Raw genomic sequence first — 24,391 nt, forward strand, 5'->3', positions numbered from 1 at the left:
TAACAGTTTTTTAAATCGAATCATATGCTGCACTTCTTTACAGAATATCCTAACATTTTACCATCACTGTACCATATAATAAAACTATTTAATGATAACAGCTTTACCAATAAATAGTTTTTAAAAAATTTTTTCAAAATAAAACAATGGCAAACTTTTGTTGCCATTGTTTGGAAAATGTTATCTTTCTACTGGAAATGACTTCAAATCCATCGCTATTTCTGTATGAGCAAATAACGCTTTTGCTTCTCGCAACAATTCCTTATACATATCGCCTTGATAACGTGAACTAATATGTGTCAATATTAAACGCTTCACGTTCGCTTCTCGTGCAATGCGTGCCGCCTGCTCAGTTGTGGAATGAAAATAATCATGAGCCTGGGTTTGATCCGCTGCTGCAAATGTCGCCTCATGTACAAGTACATCAGCATCTTGGGCGAGAATTCTACTCGCATCACAATAACGAGTATCCCCTAAAATAGTAATAATTCTTCCTTTTTGCGGCGGCCCAATAAAGTCCTTCCCATCTAACACTCTTCCATCTTCTAATTCAACGATTTCTCCATCTTTTAAACGTTTAAAAATCGGACCTGGTTTCACGTTAGCTTCTCGTAACTTCTCAACAAGAAGAGCGCCTTGTATATCTTTCTCAACAATTCGGTATCCAAAACATTCAATCCCATGTGACAGTCTCTTTGTTTCAACATAAAATTGTTTGTCTTCAAAGACAACACCCTCTTCAGTAATTTCTATAATTTCAAGCGGGTATTTCACATGTGTTGTACTCACTGATAAAGCAACTTCAATAAACTGTTTAATTCCTTTTGGGCCATATACCGTTAACGGCGTTGTCCCTCCTTGAAAAGAACGACTCCCTAATAAACCTGGTAACCCAAAAATATGATCGCCATGTAAATGCGTAATAAATATTTTTTCAATCCGACGTGGACGTACAGATGTATGTAAAATTTGATGTTGCGTTGCTTCACCACAATCAAATAGCCATGTTCCTCCTCTTTCTTCTAATAACTGTAAAGCGATAGCTGAAACATTTCTTCCTTTTGAAGGAACACCTGCACCAGTTCCTAAAAACACAAATTCCACTTTCTTTCCTCCAGCTCTTTATATAATCTATCTTTCATCTTACGGAATGTTATGTAAAATGGCAAATGTAATCTCCTTAAGCAGCTGTCTAGACAACTATATAAACCGAACAATACATAATATTTTTTTAATATCGTTCGCATTTTATAGTAAAATAATTGTATAAAAAATAAAGGGAGCGTCTTATTATGAAAGAAGTATTTCGTTTACAAACTGATTTTTCGTCTTCATTTGATCGTTGGGTAAGCTCATTTGTTTCTAATTACCGAGCCCAGCTGAAGTGGTCAACTTTAAAGGAATTAATCTATGAGTATACATCATCGCATACGAATCAAACAGTACCGGAATACATCTCTTCCTCTATCACATATTATGCACAACGTATTTCAACAGCAAACAATGCAGAGATTGTTATTGATACAAATCCTACGATCTCATAATCTATAAAGTAAGGAAGCACCCAAATGGGTGCTTCCTTACTCATTTCATATCCCCCATTTCCTATTACATATATTTCTCAGTCAACTCATCAAAAGACACCCTATTCTCTTCTGCCTCATTTATCAACTATTCATATCGTTTTCGATCCACTCTAGAAAAAATATGTCCGTTTCAATATGAATAATAAATCTCCTATTGGTCATTTTAAAAACATACTACCAAGAAGGAGGAAGAGCAATGAAAAAGCTTAAAATATGTTCCATTATTTCACTAGCAACCATTTCGCTCTTTGGCTGTGCCGGAAATCAAAAAGATAACGCCTTAGATAATCGAAATAACGATAACATTCGAAATGTTAGATACGAAGGAAATCAAACAGATCTTCAAAGAGGAAGAAATGTCCCAAATGATATAACAAACAATGACACACGACTGCACATAGCCAATAAAGCAGCAGACCGCATTGTAAAGCTAAAAGAAATAGATACAGCGAATGTAATTGTTACAAATAGAAACGCCTACGTTGCTGTTGTTTTACGAGATAATGTAAAAGGGGAACTCACAAGAGAATTAGAAAAAAGAGTTGCCGACCAAGTAAGAGCAACTGATCCAAATATTCGTTATGTCTTTGTTTCTTCAAACCCTGATTTCGTTGATCGCATGAGAGATTATGCTACAAAAATTGATCAAGGAAAACCAGTAAGAGGATTAATCGAGGAATTTAATGAAACGGTTCGAAGAGTGTTCCCAAACTCTCGCTAAAGGAAAAAGTGTCATGATGCTTATATGTAATCATGGCACTTTTTATAAAAATTTATTTTCTAATCTTTGCTGGAACGATTTCTCTTGTTTGCGTAACAATTGACTCCCTCGTTGTAACAGGGGCGTTCCATATTTACCATTAATTTGCTCAATAACGGCTAATAACGGCTCTTCTTTTGCATCTTGCTCAAATGAGAATAAATCTAATTGCTTTACCGATTCTGTTTTCCATTCTAATTCAGTCGCTGTAACACCAAGTAAACGAATAGGATCACCATTCCAATGTTGTTTCCATAAACGAGAAGCCGCTTGAAATATATCGCGCTCTTCCCAAACTGCATTTTTTAATTGTTTACTTCGCGTGATTGTGTGTCTATCATAATATTTAATTATAATTTGAATATTGTAGCTAACGAGCGTACGTTTTTTCAATCTATTGCTTACAGATTTTGATAATTTCTTCAGCATATCAAGTAATTCTCTCTCTTCATCCATATCCTTTGAAAAAGTCATTGAGTTTCCAACGCTTTTATGTTGCCCCATTTGATTTGGATCAACCTTTCGATCATCGATACCTTTTGCCCGTTTTTGTAAATCAACACCATGCTTTCCAAGCTTCGCACGAATAATATGTTCGTCTCCCTTTGCTAACTGTTCAATCGTATATATATGAATTTCATTTAATTTCTCTGCTGTTTTCTTCCCAATTCCATGCATACTTTCAACGGAACGTGGCCAAAGCATGTACGGAATATCTCGCTTTCGCAGCACTGTAATACCGAGCGGCTTTTGCATATCAGAAGCTGTTTTCGCAAGAAAGAGATTTGGCGCTATCCCGATGCTGCATGGAAGTTGCAATTCTGTTACTAATGCCTGTTGAATCATTTTTGCAATTTCAATTGGCGTACCAAGCGCATAGCAATCTGTAATATCTAAATATCCTTCATCTATCGAGACCGGTTGTATTTTCTCTGTGAAACGAGAGAGAATTTGAAACATTTGAAAAGAAGCTTCTCGATATAATGTAAAATTCGGCTGCTTCACAATTAAATGAGGACATAACTTCTTTGCTTCCCAAAGTTGCATCGTTGTACGTATCCCGTATTCTCTCGCTTCATAGCTGCATGTCACAATAATTCCTTTTCGCTCTTTTTCATTTCCTGCAATTGCTAACGGTTTTCCTTTTAACGATGGATCATGTGCAATTTCAACCGATGCGAAAAAACAATTCATATCAACATGCAGAATGACACGACCATTTTTCGGGTACATTTCTCTCATGTTTTTCACCTCTTAAGGAACATTTGTTCTTGATTTTATTATAGCAAATTCCATGAAAACAGTGGGGCTTTTCAGCTACAAAAACACGTTCTTTCTTATTCATATTTTTGCTATACTTACATTAATAATGGATAAATTTGTAAAAGGAGGCACAATGATGAAAAAACATAGTAAACTCAATTACACATTCCTTGTTATTATATTCATTATTGCTATTAACTATTTGCTACTACCAATTTTCAATTTTCATGCTACCTTCGCACTTCTCCCTCACGTAGTACGTGTCACAACAACTTATATACTCCCCTGGATTTTTTTATATTGGCTCGTTCGCCTTGTAAAAGCAATTGAATCCAAATGAAAAAGAGCGTGTAAACCTTCTATAGGCTACACGCTCTTTCTATTTTCCTTACAATTATTTCGCTACTTCTTCAATAATTGCTACGACTAATTCAGCTGTTTTTGTAAGTTCTTCAACAGGAATTTTTTCGTTTGTTGTATGAATTTCCTCATACCCTACTGCTAAGTTCACTGTTGGGATACCATGTCCAGCAATTACATTTGCATCACTTCCGCCACCACTTTGATGAAGAGATGGTGTGCGGCCAATTTTTTCAGCTGCACGTTTTGCTACTTCTACAACATGATCGCCATCAGCAAATTTAAATCCTGGATACATAACTTTTACTTCAACATCTGCTTGACCGCCCATTTCTTTTGCAGTTGTTTCAAATGCTTCTTTCATTTTTGCAACTTGCGCTTGCATTTTTTCTTCTACTAGAGAACGTGCTTCCGCAAAAATTTGCACATGGTCACAAACGATATTTGTTTGTGTTCCTCCTTCAAACCGACCAATATTTGCAGTTGTTTCAGAATCAATGCGTCCAAGTGGCATTTTGGCAATTGCTTTTGCTGCAATTGTAATAGCAGATACGCCTTTTTCTGGCGCTACACCAGCATGTGCTGTTTTCCCACGAATAATTGCATTTACTTTTGCTTGCGTTGGTGCTGCGACTACAATTTCACCGACTTTTCCATCGCTATCTAACGCATAACCATATTTCGCTGTAATGCGTTCGCGATCTAATGCTTTTGCACCGACAAGACCTGATTCTTCGCCAACTGTAATAATAAATTCAATTTTCCCATGTGGAATATTCTTTTCTTTTAAAACGCGGATTGCTTCAAACATCGCTGCTAATCCCGCTTTATCATCTGATCCTAAAATTGTAGTACCATCAGATACAATATACCCATCTTTAATAGAAGGTTTAATTCCTTTTCCTGGAACTACTGTATCCATATGAGAAGTAAAGTAAATTGTATCTACGTCTTCTTTTGTTGCTGGTAATGTACAAATTAGATTACCTGCACCATGTCCCGTTACATCGATTGTATCGTCTTCAAATACTTCAACACCTAGAGCGGTAAATTTCTCTGTTAACACTTTGCAAATTTCTGCCTCAAATTTCGTTTCAGAATCTACTTGTACTAATTCCATAAATTCATTGACTAAACGTTCTTGATTAATCATAAAAACTGCGCCTCCTGCACTACCATTATGTATGTACACTATTCATTATAACAGAATTTCGCGAAATTTTCGAAATACATGACAAAAAACAGATGGTTCGCACATCTATATAACCATCTGTTTACTTTGACTCATTTAAAAGAACCCATCGCATATGATCCTCCCACACTCCATTGACCATTAACATTTTTCGAGATACACCTTCATATTGAAATCCAAGTTTTGTGACAACTTGAATCGATGCTAAATTTCGAGGCATAATTGGCGCTTCAATTCGATGTAAACGAGCTTCTTGAAAAGCTACCTCAATTGCCTTTCTAAGCGCTTCTGTTGTATATCCTTTATTCAATTCATCCTTATCCAATTTATAGCCAAGAACACATGATTGATAAACACCTCTCACAATTAAATTGAACGAAATACAGCCAATAATATTTGTATCATCCTCTTTTTTAAATATCCATAGTCGGATTATTTTCCCCTCTGCTGCTTCTTTTCTATCTTTCTTAAGTCGTTTTGTTTGATACTCTAATGTAAAAAAATCATCTGGTCTATATTCTTCCCATGCTTTTAAAAAATCACGATTTTTATCGTAATATTGAAGAACTTGCTTTGCATACGACTCGTCAATTTCTCTTAATTGTAAACGCTCTGTTTCATATATTTTCATCATCGTATCTCCATTCTTCAGCTTACAAAACTGTTAAAAGTATTTCCTTACTTTTTTTATATTCTCTATGTATTGCAAATTTTCCTTTTATGTTCCGAGACACTTCCCAAACTTTGTCTTTCCCCTTGTCCCTTCTTTCGTTTCTCGTTACAATAAACTTGTAATGACTGCAAGGAGGCCCATTATGAATAAAAAAGCACAAAAAATTATGGTATATATCATGCTTATTTCCATGCTTGTAACAACATTGCTCGCTGGTGCAAGTATGTTTTGGTAAAAAAGTGTATATTTACCTTTTATATTTTATCCTGCTATTGGTGAGCAGCAAGACTCTCGCTAATTAAAGTTGCACTTTATCTCTATAATAAAAACAAGGCTGTATATTCTCATAGAAAATAACAGCCTTGTTTGATTAAACAAAATGGAGATCTACTTTATTACTAATAAAATCGCTACAATGCTAAACGAAAACATCATCATAAGAGCCATCACAAAACTTGTATACTGCTTTTGCTGAAATGCTCCAACTACAAATGTTAAATTTAACAATGCCATAAATAGAATAGATACAAAAAAAGTGCATATATTAAAAATCGCTAATATAAAGGTAATAATGAATAGAAAACCAATTAAAAATTGCGCGTACGAAATTTTTGAATTCACATACATATAAGCAATTCCTTTCTTACTATCTCTATATATCTTCATTAACGCATGAACATGCACACATATCAATCATACAAGGTACATGTAAAGAACATCTACCTTATATGATTGACTCTCTCTAGCGAATCGCTCCTTTTTCTTTCGCCAGCTGCGAGAAGGATTTCTTCGATTTGACAATCCATACTTTTGTTCCGATTGGAACACGATCAAATAAATATTCCACATCATGTTTCTTCATCCTAATACATCCTTGTGAAATATATTTCCCAATAGAACTCGGTTGATTTGTACCATGAATACCATATTTGCTTCCATCGGTCCCTCTTGCATTAAATCCCATCCACCTCGATCCAAGTGGATTTTTCGGTGATCCTCCTGGAATATTTTTTGCAATATAGTAAGGATTTTTTGCTTTCATCACAATATCAAATGTTCCCTCTGGTGTGAGTTCATTTGTTTTTCCAGTTGCAACAGGAAAAACATTTTGAATTTTCCCATCGTTAATATAAGCAAGTTTATTGTTCTCTTTATTTACAATAATGAAAGGATCTCCAACTCGCGGATTATCACCAAGGGGCCAAATGGGAGAAAGGGAAAAAAGTAATAATAACGAGATAAGAAATGGCATATGCAACTCCTGCCTCCTTATATAAGCTCTTTTATATTATCCTTTCCCTTAAATCGGCTTTTAATGAGTAAATATTGTTCCATTTCATATACGAGTTGAAAAAGTTTTGCACGTATTTCAAATTCCTCACGTGTCTCTGGAAGAGGCATTTCTCGAAACAATTCGCGCATCTCTTGAAGCTGTCTAAGTGAAATTAACCCTGTACTTTCAGGACGAATCGAATTCCCAACATTTTCGATCACTTCTGCAATCATCTCCGCTTGTTCGTAAGACCAAGATAATGAAGCAGCAAGCGGCATAATTCTCTCTAAAATTTCAAATTGCTGAAAGCGCATATCGAAATATCGATAATAATAATCATCTTCTCGCATAAATTGATTTTCTAACTTTTTGAACGATACATCCTTCGCTCGTTTCAAAATTTCCTCTGTTTCAATTAATTCTTTTCCCGACCACGTACTATCTCGCTTGCGTAAGTATGCTGCTATCTCAAATAAAATCGTTTTAAAATTCGATTCTACTTGCTCTTGATATTCCTTTAATTTCTTTTCTGCACTCGGCATATACATATTCACTAATAAAGCGACACTGATTCCAATCGTTAATACGGCAACTTCATTTCCAATCGCTGACCAAGTAATATGTTTTAATGAATAGAGATGCATAACAATAACGGAACTTGTCACAATTCCTTCTTGAATCTTACACATAACCGCTGTTGGAATAAAAGTAAGCAGCAATAAGCTAATAGCAAGTGGTGTATAACCAATTGTCTCAAAAATACAAAATGAAAATGCCATCGATAATACACATGCTAAAAAGCGATGTAACGATACTTGCAGTGATTTTCGCTTTGTATTTTGTACACATAAAATCACTAAAATCCCTGCTGAACTATAAAACTCTAATCCAAAAAGCTGAGCAAGAAAGACAGCGATTCCTGTTCCAACTGCTGTTTTTACTGTACGATATCCGATTTTAAACATATCATTGCTCCTATATGTATAAACGTATTTACGATAAGTATAAAAAAAGGACGACAAACTGTCATCCTTTTCTTTTATTATTCACTTAACTTTGACATATTACAATATTTTTTGTAAAAAAACTTTTGCACGGTCGCTCTTTGGTTCTGTAAAAAATTGCTGCGGAGTTGTATCTTCAACGAGTTTCCCACCATCTAAGAAAAGGACACGATCCGCTACTTCTTTCGCAAACCCCATCTCATGTGTCACAATTGCCATCGTCATCCCTGTGGTCACTAATGATTTCATTACTTCCAATACTTCTTTTACCATCTCAGGATCCAGTGCAGAAGTTGGTTCATCAAATAACATCACTTCCGGTTCCATAGCTAATGCTCTAGCGATGGCCACGCGTTGCTTTTGTCCCCCAGATAGGCGATTTGGATATGCATCCTTCTTATTTAGTAATCCTACTTTCTCCAATAATTCCATTGCTTTTTGTTCCGCAGTTCCTTTAGCGATCCCTTTTACATTTACAGGAGCATATATAATATTTTCTAGCACGGTCATATGTGGGAACAAATGAAAATGTTGAAATACCATTCCGACATTTTCACGTACATTCATAATATTCGTTTTCGGATTTGTTACTTCTTTATCTCCGATCCAAATGCTTCCACTTGTCGGTGTTTCCAATACGTTCATACAACGTAAAAAAGTTGATTTCCCCGATCCAGATGGCCCAACAATTGCAACAACTTCTCCTTTTTCAATTGTTGTCGTAATTCCTTTTAATACTTCATTTTGTCCAAATGATTTATGAAGGTTTTCAATCTTAATCACTTTTCTTCATTCTCCCTTCAATTGCTTTCCCAACTAATGTAAGTACAATAACTAAAATATAATAAACAAGCCCAACAAAAAGTAATGGTTCAAGATACTTAAATGTTTCACCACCCACAATGTAAGCACGACGCATTAAATCTGTTGCGCCAATTACTGTCACTACAGCCGATTCCTTCGTAAGTGTTGCAAATTCATTCACAAGCGCAGGTAATATATTTTTTAATGCTTGTGGTAATATAATATTTCTCATCATTTTCCCATACGGTACACCTAGCGCCATCGCTGCTTCTGTCTGTCCTTTATCAATCGCTTGAATCCCAGCGCGAATGACCTCAGACATATATGCACCTGAATTTAAGCTAAATGCAATGACTGCGGCTAAAAAAGCTGGAATATCATATCCAATCATTTGTGGTACACCAAAATATATAATCATTAATTGTAAAACAAGTGGTGTTCCACGAAATATGGATGTATATATATCCGCTGCAACATTTAAAACTCGAATTCTAGCAATCTTACAAAGCGCTAATAGTGTCCCTAACATAAAACCAATTAAAGCTGAAACAGCTACAATTTTTAATGTAACTTCTAATCCTTTTAATATATATGGTATCGACGGCGTAATTGCCGAAAAATCTAGATTCATGTTTTGTTCATTCCTCTCCCAGAAGATAGAAAGGCAGCTTATTTTTCGCTACCAAACCATTTTTTCACTAATTTATCCATTTCACCATTTTCTTGCATCTTCTGAATCACTTTATTAAACTCTGCTGTTTTATCGCTATTTTTTGGAAGAGCAATCGCTGCCCCTACTTCTTCTGGTGCTTCTTGAATTTGAATCCCTTGTAAACCTTTTACCTTTTCTAAATAATGTTTAGCAATCGTATCTTCTAAAATAGCAGCATCAAAACGTCCTGCTTTAATTTCTTGTACAATTTCTGGTACACGATCGCGTCCTTCCACTTTAAAGTCCACTTGTTTTTTGAACTCATTTGCTTTTTCTTCTTGAATAGAACCAGTTTGTACCCCTACCTTTTTCCCTTTCAAATCTTGTAATGACTTAATATTAGAATCTTTCTTGGAAACAATCATATTTTTCGCAACGAAATAAATATCTGTGAAATCTGCATTTTCTTTACGCTCTGCTGTTGGTGTCATGCCCGCCATAACAAAATCTACTTTTCCTGAACTGAGCGATGCTAACAATCCTCCAAAATCCATATCTTTTACTTTCACTTCATATCCAAGTTCTTTCCCAATATATTTTGCAATATCGACATCAAATCCAATAATCTCATCACTTTTTGATGCTTCCACATATTCATACGGTTTATAATCTGCTGAAGTCCCCATAATAAGCACCTTTTTATTTTTGTCAGCACCTGCTTCTTTTTCCTCTCCTTTACTACACGCACTAAACATACTTAAAATGAAAATGAGTGCAAACGAAATCGATAATACCTTCTTCATATTTCTTCCCCCTAATATTGTATATTTAAAAGTTTATAAGAATTTTTATTCGTTGTTTGTATTGTAACAGTGTTTTTATTTTTATGCAATAATTAAAATAAAAATAAATATAAAAACGTTTAAAATAAGATAAAAAATTATTTTTATGCATAAAAATTGTATAAAAATAATTTTTATCTATTCAATCCTCATGTGCATAATAAAATAACAAAAAGGTCCGTATACGATAATGTATACGGACCTTTTTGTTTTCTTATAGTTCTTCGCAGTTCTCTTCAAAATAGGATTGTAACTTTTCAATGACTTGCATCGGTTCATGCCCCTCGATTTCGTGGCGCTCTACCATTGTTACAATCTTTCCGTCTTTTAATAAGGCAAAAGATGGAGAGGAAGGTGGGTATCCTTCAAAATATTCACGTGCACGTGCTGTTGCTTCTTTATCTTGCCCTGCAAATACTGTTACGAGATGATCTGGACGTTTATCATAATGAACAGAATGTGCGGCAGCAGGGCGAGCAATTCCGCCTGCACAGCCACATACAGAGTTTACCATTACAAGTGTTGTACCTTTTCTTTTCAATGCTTCATCAACTGCTTCTGGCGTTGTTAATTCTGTATATCCAGCGGAGACGATTTCTTCGCGTGCTTGACGAACGACATCATTCATAAAAAAATTAAAGTTAATCAAAATGTTCCCTCCTCTAAGTGTACCTATTTGTATCTTACCAGTAACTATTTCCGAAATACAAGTAAACTTACTTGTTTTGTTGTTAAATCTAAAAAAATCCTAGAGCAAGAGGCTCTAAGATTTTTTCTTAATGACCACGACGCTTTTGCTTTGCCTTTTGTACTTTCATAAGACGTTTTCTTCGCTTTTCTGCTTCGCGTTGTTCCTTTGCGAGCACCTGTTTCTCTTTCTTACGCAATTCATATGACAATTGGATTGCTTCCTGTGCTTTTGTAAGACGAGATACATGAACCTCTTTTGCTGCTTGCCTTATAAGACGCTTTATATTTTTTGGCCTTTGCTTCGTTCTCACTTCAACCCCATAGCGAGCAAAATTTTGAAAATAAGTGAACATCTTTCCATTGACAAATGAGAGAATTTCCTCATCTGATGGCTCTGTTCCGAAAATATAACGCGCTCCATACAATTTTCCTTTTTCGTTTTTCGTAATAATTCCAACAAAGTATTGACCATCGTGATATACTGTCAATTCCATCGACAGCCCCTCCTAAAAAAAAGATTCAGAAATACTGGACATCCCGGAGGGGAAGGTTACTGACATACTCGTATGCGCCCGGACTACCAACCGAACTGTGTTTTTGTATTTCTACAGCTATTATATCGCGTTTTTATTTTCTTTTTCTATTTTTTCATACGTTTCAATTATTTTTTTGTGTGATCCTACCATATAATCAGGAAGTTCTCTTATTGGAAAGAATGCAAGCTGAACAGCCTCTGCTGTGTTCATATTGAAGTTTCCTTCATATTCATCTGTATAATAAGCTGTTGTTACCGATTGAAATTCATCTCCGTTCGCTAGTTTTGTAAAATAGTTAGCTCCAGAAAATACATGAATTAAACGCAAATTCTTAACATGAATCCCTGTCTCTTCATATACTTCGCGGTAAGCTGTTTCTTCTGGTGATTCGCCAAGTTCCATTAGGCCACCAGGCAATCCCCATTTTCCATATGGCTCTGTTCTTTGTTGTAATAAAACTTCTCCCTTTTTATTGATTACAAGTACAACAGCGCCAACTAAAATTAAAGGGCGATGGCCAACTATTTTTCGCAACTCCTCTACATATCCCATCGAAACACCTCCCTTTTGTTATTTCTTTGTCCACACTATTGTATCATATGTAGAAAATGGTAAAGTGCGTGTATCTTTCATCAATTGTTGTTAGCAGAACAGTTCAAATAAAGTCTTGTCTTCCCTATTCAACTAGCACGTATGTTAGAACGTCATAATCATTGAACTGCAGTTCATCATAGCAAATAACACTCATACAAATATAACACCCCAATTGTGCAATTGTTCTTAAAAATCTATATGCTAGAATTGCTCGTTCTACAGAAGATTATCAGCCATGCACGCTTGCTAATTGAGCGGATATATAAAAGAAGTTGATTTGTTCTGAAACAAACCAACTTCTTTCAAAGATGTTACTTCACAGAAAACATATACTTTTTATATGTTTTCCGTACCGATAATATGAGTCCCATCATAATCATATTCGAGAATAAAGAGCTCCCTCCATATGATAAAAATGGAAGTGCGATCCCTTTTACAGGCATTAACCCAACAATCATACCAACATTTTGGAAGATTTGAATCGTTAATATGCCAATTGTTCCAGCACATAATAGTGTACCAAATAGATTATCAGCAGAATAACCAATAATAATTGTTCGATAAAGGAGTAAAAGAAACAAGAATACAACTAGAGCAGCAATGATAAATCCACCTTCTTCAGCAATCGTAGCAAAGATAAAGTCAGTATGTTTCTCCGGAATATAGACATTTCCGCCACCAAATCCTTTTCCTTCCATTCCTCCACTGCCAACAGCTAAAATGGATTGCTGGGTTTGATACCCTTGATCTGTATGTTCAAATGGATCTAACCAACCTAAAATACGTGATTGCTGGTGAGGTTTTAACATCGTCACTAATTTATTAAAGAAAAAATCCGGATATTTTACGTATATAAATATTAATGTAGACAATATCGTCACCGGAATAACTGTACATAATGCAATTAACTTCTTTTGAATCCCTGACATAAACAAAATACACGCGATTGCAGCTGCATATAAGAACACCATACCTGTATCTGGTTGACTATATACAACTACCATAGGAGGAAGTGACACTAGCATAATTTTTCCTACTAATATTAAATCTGTTTGAAATGTCCGGATTACATATTGTGCATTATGTTTCACCGCTAAACTTGCAACGATGAGAAGCAATGAAATTTTGAAAAACTCGGATGGTTGGATTTGTCCGATACCAGGGAAAATAAACCATCTTTTTGCCCCTAACTTTTCAGGTGTAAAGCTCGATGTTGGCAATATCTTCAAAAGTATTAATGACCCAAATCCAACAATATAGAGTGGCCAGGACAATTTTTGCAGTTGATCTAAGTCGACGCTAGCAACAAGGAGTAACAATACAACCCCTATTATGTAGTTTACACCTTGTTTCAAAGCGAAGTTTGAATCCCCATACTGTCCAGTTTGTTGACTGCTATATATAGCTGCTATACTTGTAACACATAGTGCAAACAAAATTAAAATTAACTTTACATCTAAACTTTTTAGAAATTCGGTACTTCTTTTCATGACATCCTCCTGAAACATTGTTACAGCAAAATAAAAAACCAGGAGTCAACATTATGCATATTTTGACGACTGATTACAGATTATCTATGAAACACTTATATAGAATAACTCTCTTTTTCATACAATACAATATATTATACTATAGTTTCATCAGTAAGATTTGGAAAAAAAATGATTCTTTTTTTATTTTATATCTATATACCAGATATCAGCAATGTATTTTCATAAATTCTTCATACATTATGACTCATTGTCAGATATTAAGATAGAAATGAAAGATATAACCTTTTGTATAAATGTAAAAAAGCTCGCATTCCGCGAGCTTTTTATTAATATACAGATGTATGATCCGCTGACGTATTTTCTAAAATCTCTTTCACTCGACCTAAGAACTTGCCACAGATCAAACCGTCAAGTACGCGATGATCAAGCGATAAACATAAATTAACCATATCACGTGCACCAAACATGCCGTTATCCATAATAACCGGACGTTTCACAATTGATTCTACTTGTAAAATAGCAGCTTGTGGATGGTTAATAATACCCATAGATTGAACAGAACCAAATGACCCTGTGTTATTAATTGTAAATGTACCGCCTTGCATCTCATCTGGTTTTAATGATTTGGTACGAACTTTCGTTGCAAGCTCTGTAATTTCACGAGCAATTCCTTTAATTGTTTTTTCGTCTGCATGTTTAATCACTGGAACAAATAGTTCATCTTCTGTTGCAACAGCGATAGAAAGGTTAATATCTTTCTTCTGAACGATTTTATCACCAGCCCACATAGAATTAATTTGTGGATATTCTTTTAACGCTTGTGCAACTGCTTTTACGAAGAATGCAAAAAATGTTAAGTTAAAACCTTCGCGTTTTTTAAATTCATTTTTGATTGAGTTACGATACGATACAAGATTTGTCACATCTACTTCAATCATCATCCAAGCGTGAGGTGCTTCATGTTTACTGCGTAACATATTCGCAGCAATTGCTTTACGCACACCTGTTACTGGAATTTCAATGTCACCAGGTACGGTTGGTACAGATACTGGTTTTGCCTCTGTTTTTTGTACTGCTATTTTCTCTTCTGCTTTTGGTGCTTCTTGAGGAGTAGGTGTTGATACAGCTACTTCCTCTTTTTTCGTACCTGCTTGCGGAATATTTCCTGATTCCACAAGTTTCAAAATATCTTTACGTGTAATGCGTCCATTTGCTCCTGTACCTTCTACTACATTTAAATCAATATTATGTTCACCCGCAAGTTTTAATACCGCTGGAGAATAACGAGGTTTCCCGTCAGTTGGTTGCTTTACTTTTGCTACTTTTTCAGCCGAGGCAACCTCTGCTTTTGGTTCCTCTTTCGTTTTCTCTTCTACAGCTGTTGCTGCTACTTCGTCTGCGCCCTCTACTTGAATGACACAAACAACTTCACCTACAGAAAGTGTGTCTCCTTCTGCTGCAACTAACTCTTTCACAACCCCGGTGAAAGAAGATGGTACTTCTGCATTCACCTTATCTGTCATTACTTCTGCGATTGGATCATATTTATTCACATGATCCCCAACATTTACAAGCCATTTGCTAATTGTACCTTCTGTTACGCTCTCCCCGAGCTGAGGCATTGTAATATTTTCTACAGCCATGTATAGTCCCCCCGATTAAAATTCCGCAAGTTCACGCATTGCTTTTTCAACTTTATCTGGATTTACCATAAAGAATTTTTCCATTGTTGGTGCATATGGCATCGCCGGAACGTCTGGACCTGCAAGACGCGCAATTGGTGCATCTAAATCAAACAGGCAATTTTCAGCGATAATCGCGGATACTTCGCTCATAATACTTCCTTCTTTATTATCTTCCGTTACAAGAAGAACTTTACCTGTTTTTGAAGCAGCTTCAATAATTGCTTCCTTATCTAATGGATATACAGTACGCAAGTCAAGAATATGTGCGGAAATGCCATCTTTTGCTAACTTTTCAGCAGCTTGAAGAGCAAAATGAACACATAATCCATATGTGATAACAGTAATATCATCGCCTTCACGTTTTACATCTGCTTTTCCAATCGGTAATACGTAATCATCTTCTGGTACTTCGCCTTTAATTAAACGATATGCACGTTTATGTTCAAAGAATAATACTGGATCTTCATCACGAATCGCCGCTTTTAATAATCCTTTTGCATCATGTGGTGTAGAAGGAATTACTATTTTTAAACCCGGTTGGTTTGCAAATAATGCTTCTACGGATTGTGAATGATATAAAGCACCGTGAACACCGCCACCAAATGGTGCACGTATCGTTAATGGACAAGTCCAGTCATTATTAGAACGATAGCGAATTTTTGCTGCTTCAGACACAATTTGGTTCACCGCTGGCATAATAAAATCAGCAAATTGCATTTCCGCAATCGGACGCATACCATACATCGCCGCTCCGATTGCTACTCCTGCAATTGCAGATTCTGCAAGCGGTGTATCGAGCGCGCGATCTTCGCCGAATTGATCATACAATCCAGTTGTCGCTTTAAATACGCCACCTTTTTTACCAACGTCTTCTCCTAATACAAATACTTTCTCATCGCGTTCCATTTCTTCACGCATTGCTAATGTAATCGCGTCAATATAAGACATTACAGCCATGAAACGTTCCCCCTATTCTGCGTATACGTGCTTCAATGCATCTTCAGGTGCTGCATACGGAGCATTTTCTGCATATTCTGTTGCTTCATTTACGATATGCATAATTTCATCTAACATTTGTTTTTCAGATTCTTCTGTCAATAAACCTACTTCTTTTAAATAAGCAGCAAATGTAAAGATTGAATCTTTCTTCTTCGCTTCTTCCACTTCTTCTTTATCGCGATATACACGATCGTCATCATCACTGGAATGTGCTGTTAAACGATATGATACAGTCTCAATTAACGTTGGGCCTTCACCGCGTCTTCCGCGTTCTGCTGCCTCTTTTACAGCTTCATATACTGCAAGTGGATCATTTCCGTCTACCGTATATCCTGGCATACCATATCCAATCGCACGATCTGATACATTTTTACATGCTAATTGCTTTTCAAGCGGTACTGAAATTGCATATTTGTTATTTTCACACATAAAGATGACAGGTAGCTTGTGTACACCAGCAAAGTTCGCACCTTCGTGGAAATCACCTTGGTTAGAAGAACCTTCACCAAATGTTACAAACGTTACTAAATCTTTTTTCTCCATTTTTCCCGCTAAAGCAATCCCAACAGCATGTGGTACTTGTGTTGTAACCGGAGACGATCCTGTTACAATACGATTTTTCTTCTGTCCAAAGTGACCAGGCATTTGACGGCCACCTGAGTTTGGATCTTCCGCTTTTGCAAATCCAGATAACATAAGTTCTTTTGCTGTCATACCAAATGTTAATACTACGCCCATATCACGGTAGTAAGGCAATACATAATCCTTTTCTCGATCAAGTGCAAACGCGGATCCTACTTGCGCCGCTTCTTGTCCTTGACAAGAAATTACGAATGGGATTTTACCCGCACGGTTTAATAACCACATGCGTTCATCAATTTTACGTGCAAGTAACATCGTACGGTACATTTCTAATACTTGCTCATCACTTAAGCCAAGCGCTTCATGGCGTTTTTCCTTTACTTCTGCCATTTTTCATAACCTCCTAAATCCACATTTTTATGCGTGTAACGCTTTTCCATCTACAGCTAATGCTGCTTCACCAATCGCTTCTGATAATGATGGATGCGGATGAATTGTATGTGCTACTTCCCAAGGTGTTGCATCTAACACTCTTGCAAGGCCAGCTTCAGAAATCATATCTGTTACATGTGGGCCAATCATATGGACACCAAGAATATCATTTGTTTCTTCATCAACTACAAGTTTCACAAATCCATCTGACTCTCCATATACAAGTGCCTTTCCGATTGCACGGAATGAAAACTTACCTACTTTTAGCTTATAGCCTTTCTCTTTTGCCTCTTGTTCTGTTAAACCAACAGATGCAACCTCTGGATTGCTATAAACACATTTCGATACCATAGAGTAATCAATTGGCATAACATCTTTTCCAGCAATATGCTCTACAGCAACGATTCCTTCATGTGAAGCAACATGTGCAAGTTGTAATCCCCCGATTACATCACCAATCGCGTAAATGTGGGATTCTTTCGTTTGATAAAATTCATTTGTTTGAATGTATCCTTTTTCCACAATAATATCTGTATTTTCCAATCCGATATTTTGTGTATTCGCTTGTCTTCCCACAGATACAAGCATTTTTTCTGCTTGAAATTCTTTCTTTTCACCATTATGTTCTGCTTGAATGGTTACCCCATTATCTTTTACTAATGTTTCTGGTAATACTTTTGCACCAGTCACCACTTTAATTCCTTTTTTCTTTAAAAGACGTTGCATTTCTTTTGACACATCTTGATCCTCAAGTGGAAGAACATGTTTTGCATATTCTAATATAGTGACTTCTACACCAAAATCAGCAAGCATAGATGCCCATTCGATTCCAATTACGCCACCGCCAACAATAATAATAGAATTAGGAAGCGTTTCCATTTTTAGAGCATGATCCGAGGACATAACGTATTCTCCGTCTAATTCTAATCCAGGTAACGAGTTTGGACGGGAACCAGTTGCAACAATTACGTTTTTCGGAATTAACATTTCATTCTCTTCACCATTTGCAAATTCAACTGAAATTGTTCCTGGCATCGGAGAGAAAATCGATGGACCTAGTATACGGCCAATGCCTTCATACACATCAATCTTCCCTTGCTTCATTAAGTGCTGAACACCTTTATGAAGTTGAGCGACAATTTTTTCCTTACGCTCTTGTACTTTCGCAAAATTTAACCCTACATTACTCGTCACAACACCAAACTCTTCTCCCTTTTTAGCGGTTGCATATACTTCCGCACTACGGAGTAAAGCCTTACTTGGAATACACCCTTTATGTAAGCACGTACCACCAAGATTATCTTTTTCAACAAGAGCTGTTTTTAGCCCTAACTGCGATGCACGAATAGCAGCAACATATCCACCTGTTCCGCCGCCAACGATGACTAAATCATATTCTTTTGCCATTATCTCAACCCCTAGCTACCGTTTCTTTTTCTCGTACAACATACTCTTTTGGAGCTTCTTCTTCCCGTAGTACACGAAGGGCTCCTTCCGCTAATGCTTGTAACTCATCTTCTCCAGGATGCACAATGACATCGGCAATCCAGTTCACTCTATCTTTTATTTCATCTATTAGAATTTTGCTATACGCAAGTCCACCAGTTAATACAATTGCATCGATTTTCCCATGAAGAACTGCGCTTGCTCCTCCAATTTCTTTCGCAACTTGATAAGCCATTGCTTTGTAAATAAGAGTTGCTTCAGGATCACCTTTTTCAACCATATTTTCTACTTTAATTGCATCATTTGTACCAATAAGACTTACTAAGCCGCCTTGTCCAACAATCTTTTTCATCATTTCATCGCGGTAATAATTTCCAGAAAAACACATTTCTATCAATTGACCTACAGGCACTGTCCCAGCGCGCTCTGGACTAAATGGTCCTTCTCCATTTAGACCATTATTTACATCAATGACTTTTCCATTTTTATGAGCACCAACTGTAATTCCGCCACCCATATGTGCAATAATTACATTTAAATCTTCATATTTACGCCCAAGTTCTGTTGCAACTTTACGCGCTACCGCTTTTTGATTTAATGCATGAAAAATACTTTTTCGTTCCATACCAGCAATTCCACTAATCCGAGCGATTGGCTCCATTTCATCTACGACAACTGGGTCAACAATGAATGCAGGAATATTTAATCCTGAAGCAATTTCATAGGCTAAAATCCCACCAAGGTTAGAAGCGTGATGGCCGCTATATCCATTTTTTAAATCTTCTAACATCGCTTCGTTCACTGTATATGTACCGCCTTCAATAGGACGAAGCAATCCTCCACGACCGCAAACAGCATTTAATTTCGAAATATTGATGCCATGAGAATGAAGAACTTCTAGAATTGTTTCTTTTCGAAATTCATATTGATCAATAATTCGCTTATATTTTTTAATTTCTTCTGTATCATGGCGAATCGTTTCTTCTAAAACAGGTCTCTCATTATCAAAAACACCTATTTTTGTAGATGTACTACCAGGATTAATAACAAGGATTCGATTTACCGACAATGTTGCTACCCCCACCTATAAATTCAAAAGACAGTGGAAACCTCACGAGAGGTAACCACAGCTTTTGTAGAAGTTGTATATGAAAGATTAGCGACGGCTAATAATATCGTGACCGTTGCGTAAATATGTGCTACGAGTATTTTTTAAGCTTGCAATACGCTCTTCAGCTAGACGATCTGCTGCCACGTAAGTTGGAACAGAATCGCGTTTTGAAATTTCAATCACTTTTTCGATTGTGTCATAAATAGACTCTACACGTTTTAATGCACGTTCTCTATTGTATCCATATAACTCATCAGCTACGTTAATTACGCCGCCTGCATTAATAACATAATCTGGTGCGTATACAATTCCCATTTCATGAATGATATCACCATGACGTTCTTCTTTTAATTGGTTATTTGCAGAACCGGCGATTACTTTTGCTTTAAATTGTGGAATTGTTTCATCATTAACTGTTGCACCTAACGCACATGGTGCATAAATGTCACATTCAACACCATAAATTTCGTTTGGTTCTACTGCTGTTGCTCCAAATTCTTCTACTGCGCGTTGTACTGCTTCTTTATTAATATCTGTAACAATTAATTGTGCTGATTCAGCATGTAAATGTTTGCAAAGATGATACGCCACATTTCCAACACCTTGAACAGCAATCACTTTACCTTCTAAGCTATCTGTGCCAAAAGCTTCTTTCGCAGCTGCCTTCATACCACGGTATACACCGTATGCAGTTACTGGCGATGGATTTCCAGAAGAACCGAATGAAGGTGAAATACCTGTTACAAAATCTGTTTCTTCATGGATAATATCCATATCATCTACTGTTGTACCAACATCTTCTGCTGTAATGTAGCGTCCGTTTAACCCTTGAATGTAACGTCCAAGCGCTCGGAACATCGCTTCGCTTTTATCTTTTCTTGGGTCACCGATAATAACTGTTTTTGCACCACCAAGATTTAAACCAGCTGCTGCATTTTTATATGTCATCCCTTTTGCAAGACGCAGTGCATCTTCAATCGCCGCTTCTTCAGAATCATATGTCCACATTCTTGTTCCACCAAGAGCTGGTCCAAGTGTTGTATCATGAATTGCAATAATTGCTTTTAATCCAGATTCTTTATCTTGACAAAATACTACTTGCTCATAATCATATTTTTCTAAGTATTCGAAGATTTCTAATGCCATTGTCATTTCCCCCTAATTGTTTTACCCTTATTGGTTTATTTAGAAGCAGTGGCAACTGCCAAAGCTAACGAATATACTTTTGTTTCTGCTGAATCAGCACGCGATGTTAATATAATCGGTGCTTTTGCGCCCGCAATCATCGCTCCTACATTTGCCTTTGCAAAATAAACGAGTGATTTATATAGCACATTTCCAGCTTCAATTGTTGGGACGAGTAAAATGTCTGCCTTACCTGCTACATCACTTGCTATACCTTTATGTTCTGCTGCAATTTGAGATATCGCATTATCTAAAGCGAGTGGTCCATCCACAATACAATCTTTAATTTGTCCACGGCGATTCATTTGCGTTAACATCGCTGCATCAATTGTCGCTTGCATTGCTGGATTAATCACTTCCACAGCTGCAATTGGAGCTACTTTCGGCAAATCATTCCCTATTGCCCGGGCAACTTCCACAGTATTTTGTATAATAGCTGCTTTTTGTGTGACATCAGGTGCAATATTCATTGCTGCATCCGTAACAAAAATAAAGCGATCATAATTCGGAACCTCAAAAACTGCAACATGTGAAAGAACGCCGCCTTTTCGAAGCCCCCACTCTTTATTGAGTACTGCTTTCAATATATTTGCTGTAGGAATGTTTCCTTTCATAAGTACATCTGCTTCATCATTTCTTACAGCTTTAACAGAAAGTTCTGCAGCTTCCGCACTAGAAAGTGTTGCAATCACCTCAATGTCTTCAGATGATTGTAAACGATACTCTTGTAGCATACTCATAATTTTTTCTTGATTTCCATATAGACGAAATTGAGCTAACTGTAATTGAGTTGCCTTTGCTACTGCTTCAATTACTTCATGATCTTCCGCTACTGCTACAGCCACTGTTTTCTTTGGCTGCTCTGCTACTCGATCAATTAAGTGTTTTAACTTCATATTTTGTAATCAACCCTTTCCGTCGTCCCTCATCTATGTATAAAGCAAATACCATGCCAACTTTCTAAAGTGGTCTTACCAATAATGAAAACGCATACAAAACACAGTAGAATCAACAACCTAAAAATAACAGAATATTCTGTCCTAATTTGTCGTTTTTTATATACCATGCAATAAATTGCATGGCGCGCAATTTATTGCATGCTATTTTTTGCAGACTCATATTTTTCTAACTTATAATATAAGTTTCGTACTGAAATACCTAAAGCTTTTGCTGTTTTTGTCTTATTGCCATTAAATTTCTCTAAATATTCCCGGATAATATTCCCTTCAAACTCTGTAACTAAATGTTCAAGAGACTTTTCTTCTAATTCTGGTAATAAACGATTCGCCTTTAATTCCACTTGTTCATCTTTATGCAAAGAAGGTAAATGATGTACATCAATATAAGCTTCATTGTAACTCATAAAAATAATCGCTCGTCCCAAAATATTTTCCAGCTCTCGCACATTGCCAGGCCAATCATATGATTGTAAATACTCAATTGCTGCTTTTGTTAGTCCCTCTACATTACGCCCATAATCTTGATTAATCTTTTGAATTAATCTTTCTGCGATAAACGGAATATCCTCTTTCCGTTGACGAAGAGACGGAATTTGAATTGGAATCTTATTTAAACGATAATATAAATCTTCTCGAAACTCTCCTTCTAAAATCGCTTTTTCTAAATTTACATGAGTTGCAGCAATCACTCTTACATTAATTGGAATCGCTTTTGTTCCTCCAACTTTTACAATTTCTTTTTCTTGTAACACTCGAAGTAACTTCGCTTGTGTGCTAGCAGATAATTCCCCAATCTCATCTAAAAATATACTTCCATTGTTCGCTTCTTCAAAGAGTCCTCGTTTCCCGCCCCTTTTTGCACCAGAAAACGCCCCTTCTTCATAGCCAAACAATTCGCTTTCTAACAGATTTTCTGAAATTGCGGCGCAGTTTACACGAACAAATTTATTGTATTTTCGATTACTACTATTATGAATCGCATGCGCAAATAATTCTTTCCCTGTTCCTGATTCTCCTCGAAGCAATACTGTCGCTGGCGTATTTGCCCCAAGTTTCGCTTGCTCGATCGCCGCCATCATTTCATCCGAAACTCCAACAATATCATCAAAAGAATATTTTGCTTCAAGTGTTCGAATAATTTGTCTCGCTCGATGTAAATCATTTGTTAACTTTTGTATTTCTGAGACGTCACGAATTACACCTACACTACCTTTTAATATTCCATCAACAATAACCGGGGCAACATTTACAATTACATCTCGCTTTCTTTGTCCAATTTTCATATGAATGCCCCGCACAGCCCTACGCGTACGAAGTACCTTCATATGCATGCTCTCTCCCTCTACAATGTCAGTCGTTGCCGGTTTTCCAATTATATCTTCTTCTGTCAAACCTGTTAATTTTGTATAGGCAGGATTTATGACAATCCCTCTCCCTTTCTCATCTACAACAGAAATTGCTTCTTCAGATGAATAAATAATTGCTTCTAGTAACGTTTGTATTTCTTTTAAATCCGTAACTTCTTCAGCCAAATTTACAACTTCAGTAATATCTTTAAAAACGGCAAATGCCCCTTGAACTTCTCCGTCCTCTTTCAAAATCGGAATGCGCGTCGTAATGATCTTTTTTCCGTTATCCAATGTAAGTTCCTGATTTACTTCGATTTGTTTTGTCCGTAAAATTCGAAGTAATTTACTTGTCGGAATTACTTCTAAAATATATTTCCCAGTAGCTTCACTTGTTGTATAACCTGTCATTCGCGCTGCACTTTTATTAAATAATTTTATAATCCCTTCTTTATTCACAACGATCATACCATCATGTGTAGAATTTAAAATCAAATCTTTCTGCTGCGTTTGAGCTTTTAATTTTTCAATTAACTCTTCTTTCTCGTGCGCGAGTTTCGTAACGATCTCAGCAATATTTCCCGGTATTAGTAATGTATGTTCATGCTTTTTTTCTAAAAGAACTTTATGTAGATGATCATCCCCCGTCATATCAAAAATGACGTCAACATGTTTTTTTAAAAAAGACTCTATATGATTTCCAGTTGAAATCGATTGCTCTTTTGCAAGTTGCAATCCCTTCGCATTTGGATTTATATCAATAACCCCAATTATTTCAAATATATTTGAACGTTGCAACAAACTTAATATTGTACTTCCACCTTCACCCGCTCCGATAATGAGAACTTTTTGTTTCATACATTACACTTCCTTTCGAAGTACCTCTGCAAGCTTTTTCACACCTTTATCTTACTCGCTCTTCTT

At 36.3% G+C, this 24,391-nt stretch carries 26 protein-coding genes; 4 read left to right on the forward strand and 22 right to left on the reverse strand.

The genetic code is table 11. The features are described 5' to 3' along the window. Positions 1-180 precede the first annotated feature (180 nt). Complete coding sequence (rnz, locus tag MR063_RS01715; protein WP_242143700.1) at positions 181-1,104, reverse strand: ribonuclease Z; 924 nt, start codon at positions 1,102-1,104, stop codon at positions 181-183. A gap of 188 nt (positions 1,105-1,292) precedes the next feature. On the opposite strand from rnz, the gene MR063_RS01720 reads away from it, so the two are divergent. Continuing rightward, on the forward strand, positions 1,293-1,544 hold the full coding sequence (locus MR063_RS01720) for a DUF3932 family protein (RefSeq protein ID WP_242193063.1): 252 nt from the start codon (positions 1,293-1,295) through the stop codon (positions 1,542-1,544). 238 nt (positions 1,545-1,782) lie between these two features. Further along, positions 1,783-2,307: a YhcN/YlaJ family sporulation lipoprotein gene (locus tag MR063_RS01725; protein ID WP_242193066.1), complete on the forward strand. Its 525-nt coding sequence runs from the start codon at positions 1,783-1,785 to the stop codon at positions 2,305-2,307. A 42-nt stretch (positions 2,308-2,349) separates the two neighbouring features. Here the strand turns inward: MR063_RS01725 and MR063_RS01730 are convergent, their stop codons facing one another. Then, positions 2,350-3,588 carry a DNA polymerase IV gene (locus tag MR063_RS01730; RefSeq protein WP_242193068.1) on the reverse strand — a complete coding sequence of 413 codons (1,239 nt, stop codon included), beginning with the start codon at positions 3,586-3,588 and terminating at the stop codon, positions 2,350-2,352. Between the two features lie 157 nt (positions 3,589-3,745). On the opposite strand from MR063_RS01730, the gene MR063_RS01735 reads away from it, so the two are divergent. Further along, positions 3,746-3,949 (forward strand): hypothetical protein, encoded by a 204-nt coding sequence (locus MR063_RS01735; RefSeq protein WP_242143800.1) that lies wholly within the window; start codon positions 3,746-3,748, stop codon positions 3,947-3,949. A 54-nt stretch (positions 3,950-4,003) separates the two neighbouring features. Here MR063_RS01735 and MR063_RS01740 read toward each other — a convergent pair whose 3' ends face one another. Then, positions 4,004-5,122: a tripeptidase T gene (locus MR063_RS01740; protein WP_242193070.1), complete on the reverse strand. Its 1,119-nt coding sequence runs from the start codon at positions 5,120-5,122 to the stop codon at positions 4,004-4,006. A 121-nt stretch (positions 5,123-5,243) separates the two neighbouring features. After that, entirely contained in the window at positions 5,244-5,792 is a 549-nt protein-coding gene (locus tag MR063_RS01745; RefSeq protein WP_242143802.1) for a GNAT family N-acetyltransferase, read from the reverse strand. 184 nt (positions 5,793-5,976) lie between these two features. Here MR063_RS01745 and prli42 point away from each other — a divergent pair, with 184 nt between their 5' ends. Further along, entirely contained in the window at positions 5,977-6,069 is a 93-nt protein-coding gene (gene prli42, locus MR063_RS01750; protein WP_087095325.1) for a stressosome-associated protein Prli42, read from the forward strand. 152 nt (positions 6,070-6,221) lie between these two features. Here prli42 and MR063_RS01755 read toward each other — a convergent pair whose 3' ends face one another. The 18 genes from MR063_RS01755 to MR063_RS01840 form a co-directional block, all read right to left on the reverse strand. Beyond that, positions 6,222-6,461: a DUF3894 domain-containing protein gene (locus tag MR063_RS01755; RefSeq protein WP_242143803.1), complete on the reverse strand. Its 240-nt coding sequence runs from the start codon at positions 6,459-6,461 to the stop codon at positions 6,222-6,224. Between the two features lie 115 nt (positions 6,462-6,576). Continuing rightward, positions 6,577-7,086: a L,D-transpeptidase gene (locus MR063_RS01760; RefSeq protein ID WP_242143705.1), complete on the reverse strand. Its 510-nt coding sequence runs from the start codon at positions 7,084-7,086 to the stop codon at positions 6,577-6,579. Positions 7,087-7,103: 17 nt separating this feature from the next. Continuing rightward, complete coding sequence (locus MR063_RS01765) at positions 7,104-8,072, reverse strand: aromatic acid exporter family protein (protein WP_242193072.1); 969 nt, start codon at positions 8,070-8,072, stop codon at positions 7,104-7,106. Between the two features lie 99 nt (positions 8,073-8,171). Next, complete coding sequence (locus tag MR063_RS01770; protein ID WP_242193073.1) at positions 8,172-8,894, reverse strand: amino acid ABC transporter ATP-binding protein; 723 nt, start codon at positions 8,892-8,894, stop codon at positions 8,172-8,174. Next, positions 8,887-9,546, reverse strand: coding sequence for an amino acid ABC transporter permease (locus tag MR063_RS01775; RefSeq protein ID WP_242193074.1), 660 nt, complete (start codon positions 9,544-9,546; stop codon positions 8,887-8,889). The genes MR063_RS01770 and MR063_RS01775 overlap by 8 nt, the downstream gene beginning before the upstream one ends. A 38-nt stretch (positions 9,547-9,584) precedes the next feature. After that, the gene (locus tag MR063_RS01780; RefSeq protein ID WP_242193075.1) at positions 9,585-10,370 is read right to left on the reverse strand and encodes a transporter substrate-binding domain-containing protein; all 786 of its coding nucleotides are present in this window, start codon (positions 10,368-10,370) and stop codon (positions 9,585-9,587) included. 253 nt (positions 10,371-10,623) lie between these two features. Beyond that, a complete protein-coding gene (locus MR063_RS01785; RefSeq protein WP_048722048.1) occupies positions 10,624-11,037 on the reverse strand; it encodes a BrxA/BrxB family bacilliredoxin in 414 nt (137 codons plus the stop codon). Between the two features lie 148 nt (positions 11,038-11,185). Continuing rightward, entirely contained in the window at positions 11,186-11,593 is a 408-nt protein-coding gene (locus MR063_RS01790) for a YjdF family protein (protein WP_242193076.1), read from the reverse strand. Between the two features lie 120 nt (positions 11,594-11,713). Next, the gene (locus MR063_RS01795; protein WP_242193078.1) at positions 11,714-12,187 is read right to left on the reverse strand and encodes an NUDIX hydrolase; all 474 of its coding nucleotides are present in this window, start codon (positions 12,185-12,187) and stop codon (positions 11,714-11,716) included. 353 nt (positions 12,188-12,540) lie between these two features. Next, positions 12,541-13,719 carry an FtsW/RodA/SpoVE family cell cycle protein gene (locus MR063_RS01800; protein ID WP_242193082.1) on the reverse strand — a complete coding sequence of 393 codons (1,179 nt, stop codon included), beginning with the start codon at positions 13,717-13,719 and terminating at the stop codon, positions 12,541-12,543. 329 nt (positions 13,720-14,048) lie between these two features. Further along, positions 14,049-15,365 carry a dihydrolipoamide acetyltransferase family protein gene (locus MR063_RS01805; protein WP_242193084.1) on the reverse strand — a complete coding sequence of 439 codons (1,317 nt, stop codon included), beginning with the start codon at positions 15,363-15,365 and terminating at the stop codon, positions 14,049-14,051. Positions 15,366-15,380: 15 nt separating this feature from the next. After that, complete coding sequence (gene bfmBAB, locus MR063_RS01810) at positions 15,381-16,364, reverse strand: 3-methyl-2-oxobutanoate dehydrogenase subunit beta (protein ID WP_242143714.1); 984 nt, start codon at positions 16,362-16,364, stop codon at positions 15,381-15,383. Between the two features lie 12 nt (positions 16,365-16,376). Beyond that, the gene (gene bfmBAA, locus MR063_RS01815; RefSeq protein ID WP_242193086.1) at positions 16,377-17,378 is read right to left on the reverse strand and encodes a 3-methyl-2-oxobutanoate dehydrogenase subunit alpha; all 1,002 of its coding nucleotides are present in this window, start codon (positions 17,376-17,378) and stop codon (positions 16,377-16,379) included. Between the two features lie 27 nt (positions 17,379-17,405). Then, positions 17,406-18,827 carry a dihydrolipoyl dehydrogenase gene (lpdA, locus tag MR063_RS01820; protein ID WP_242193087.1) on the reverse strand — a complete coding sequence of 474 codons (1,422 nt, stop codon included), beginning with the start codon at positions 18,825-18,827 and terminating at the stop codon, positions 17,406-17,408. Between the two features lie 4 nt (positions 18,828-18,831). Next, positions 18,832-19,935: a butyrate kinase gene (gene buk / locus MR063_RS01825; protein WP_242193089.1), complete on the reverse strand. Its 1,104-nt coding sequence runs from the start codon at positions 19,933-19,935 to the stop codon at positions 18,832-18,834. An 87-nt stretch (positions 19,936-20,022) separates the two neighbouring features. Further along, the gene (locus tag MR063_RS01830) at positions 20,023-21,123 is read right to left on the reverse strand and encodes a Leu/Phe/Val dehydrogenase (RefSeq protein WP_242143718.1); all 1,101 of its coding nucleotides are present in this window, start codon (positions 21,121-21,123) and stop codon (positions 20,023-20,025) included. 35 nt (positions 21,124-21,158) lie between these two features. Next, positions 21,159-22,058 (reverse strand): phosphate butyryltransferase, encoded by a 900-nt coding sequence (gene yqiS, locus MR063_RS01835; RefSeq protein ID WP_242193090.1) that lies wholly within the window; start codon positions 22,056-22,058, stop codon positions 21,159-21,161. Between the two features lie 194 nt (positions 22,059-22,252). After that, on the reverse strand, positions 22,253-24,325 hold the full coding sequence (locus tag MR063_RS01840; RefSeq protein WP_242193091.1) for a sigma-54 interaction domain-containing protein: 2,073 nt from the start codon (positions 24,323-24,325) through the stop codon (positions 22,253-22,255). Positions 24,326-24,391: the final 66 nt, after the last annotated feature.

Source organism: Bacillus cereus group sp. BfR-BA-01492, assembly GCF_022662815.1.
Classification (GTDB): domain Bacteria; phylum Bacillota; class Bacilli; order Bacillales; family Bacillaceae_G; genus Bacillus_A; species Bacillus_A cereus_BD.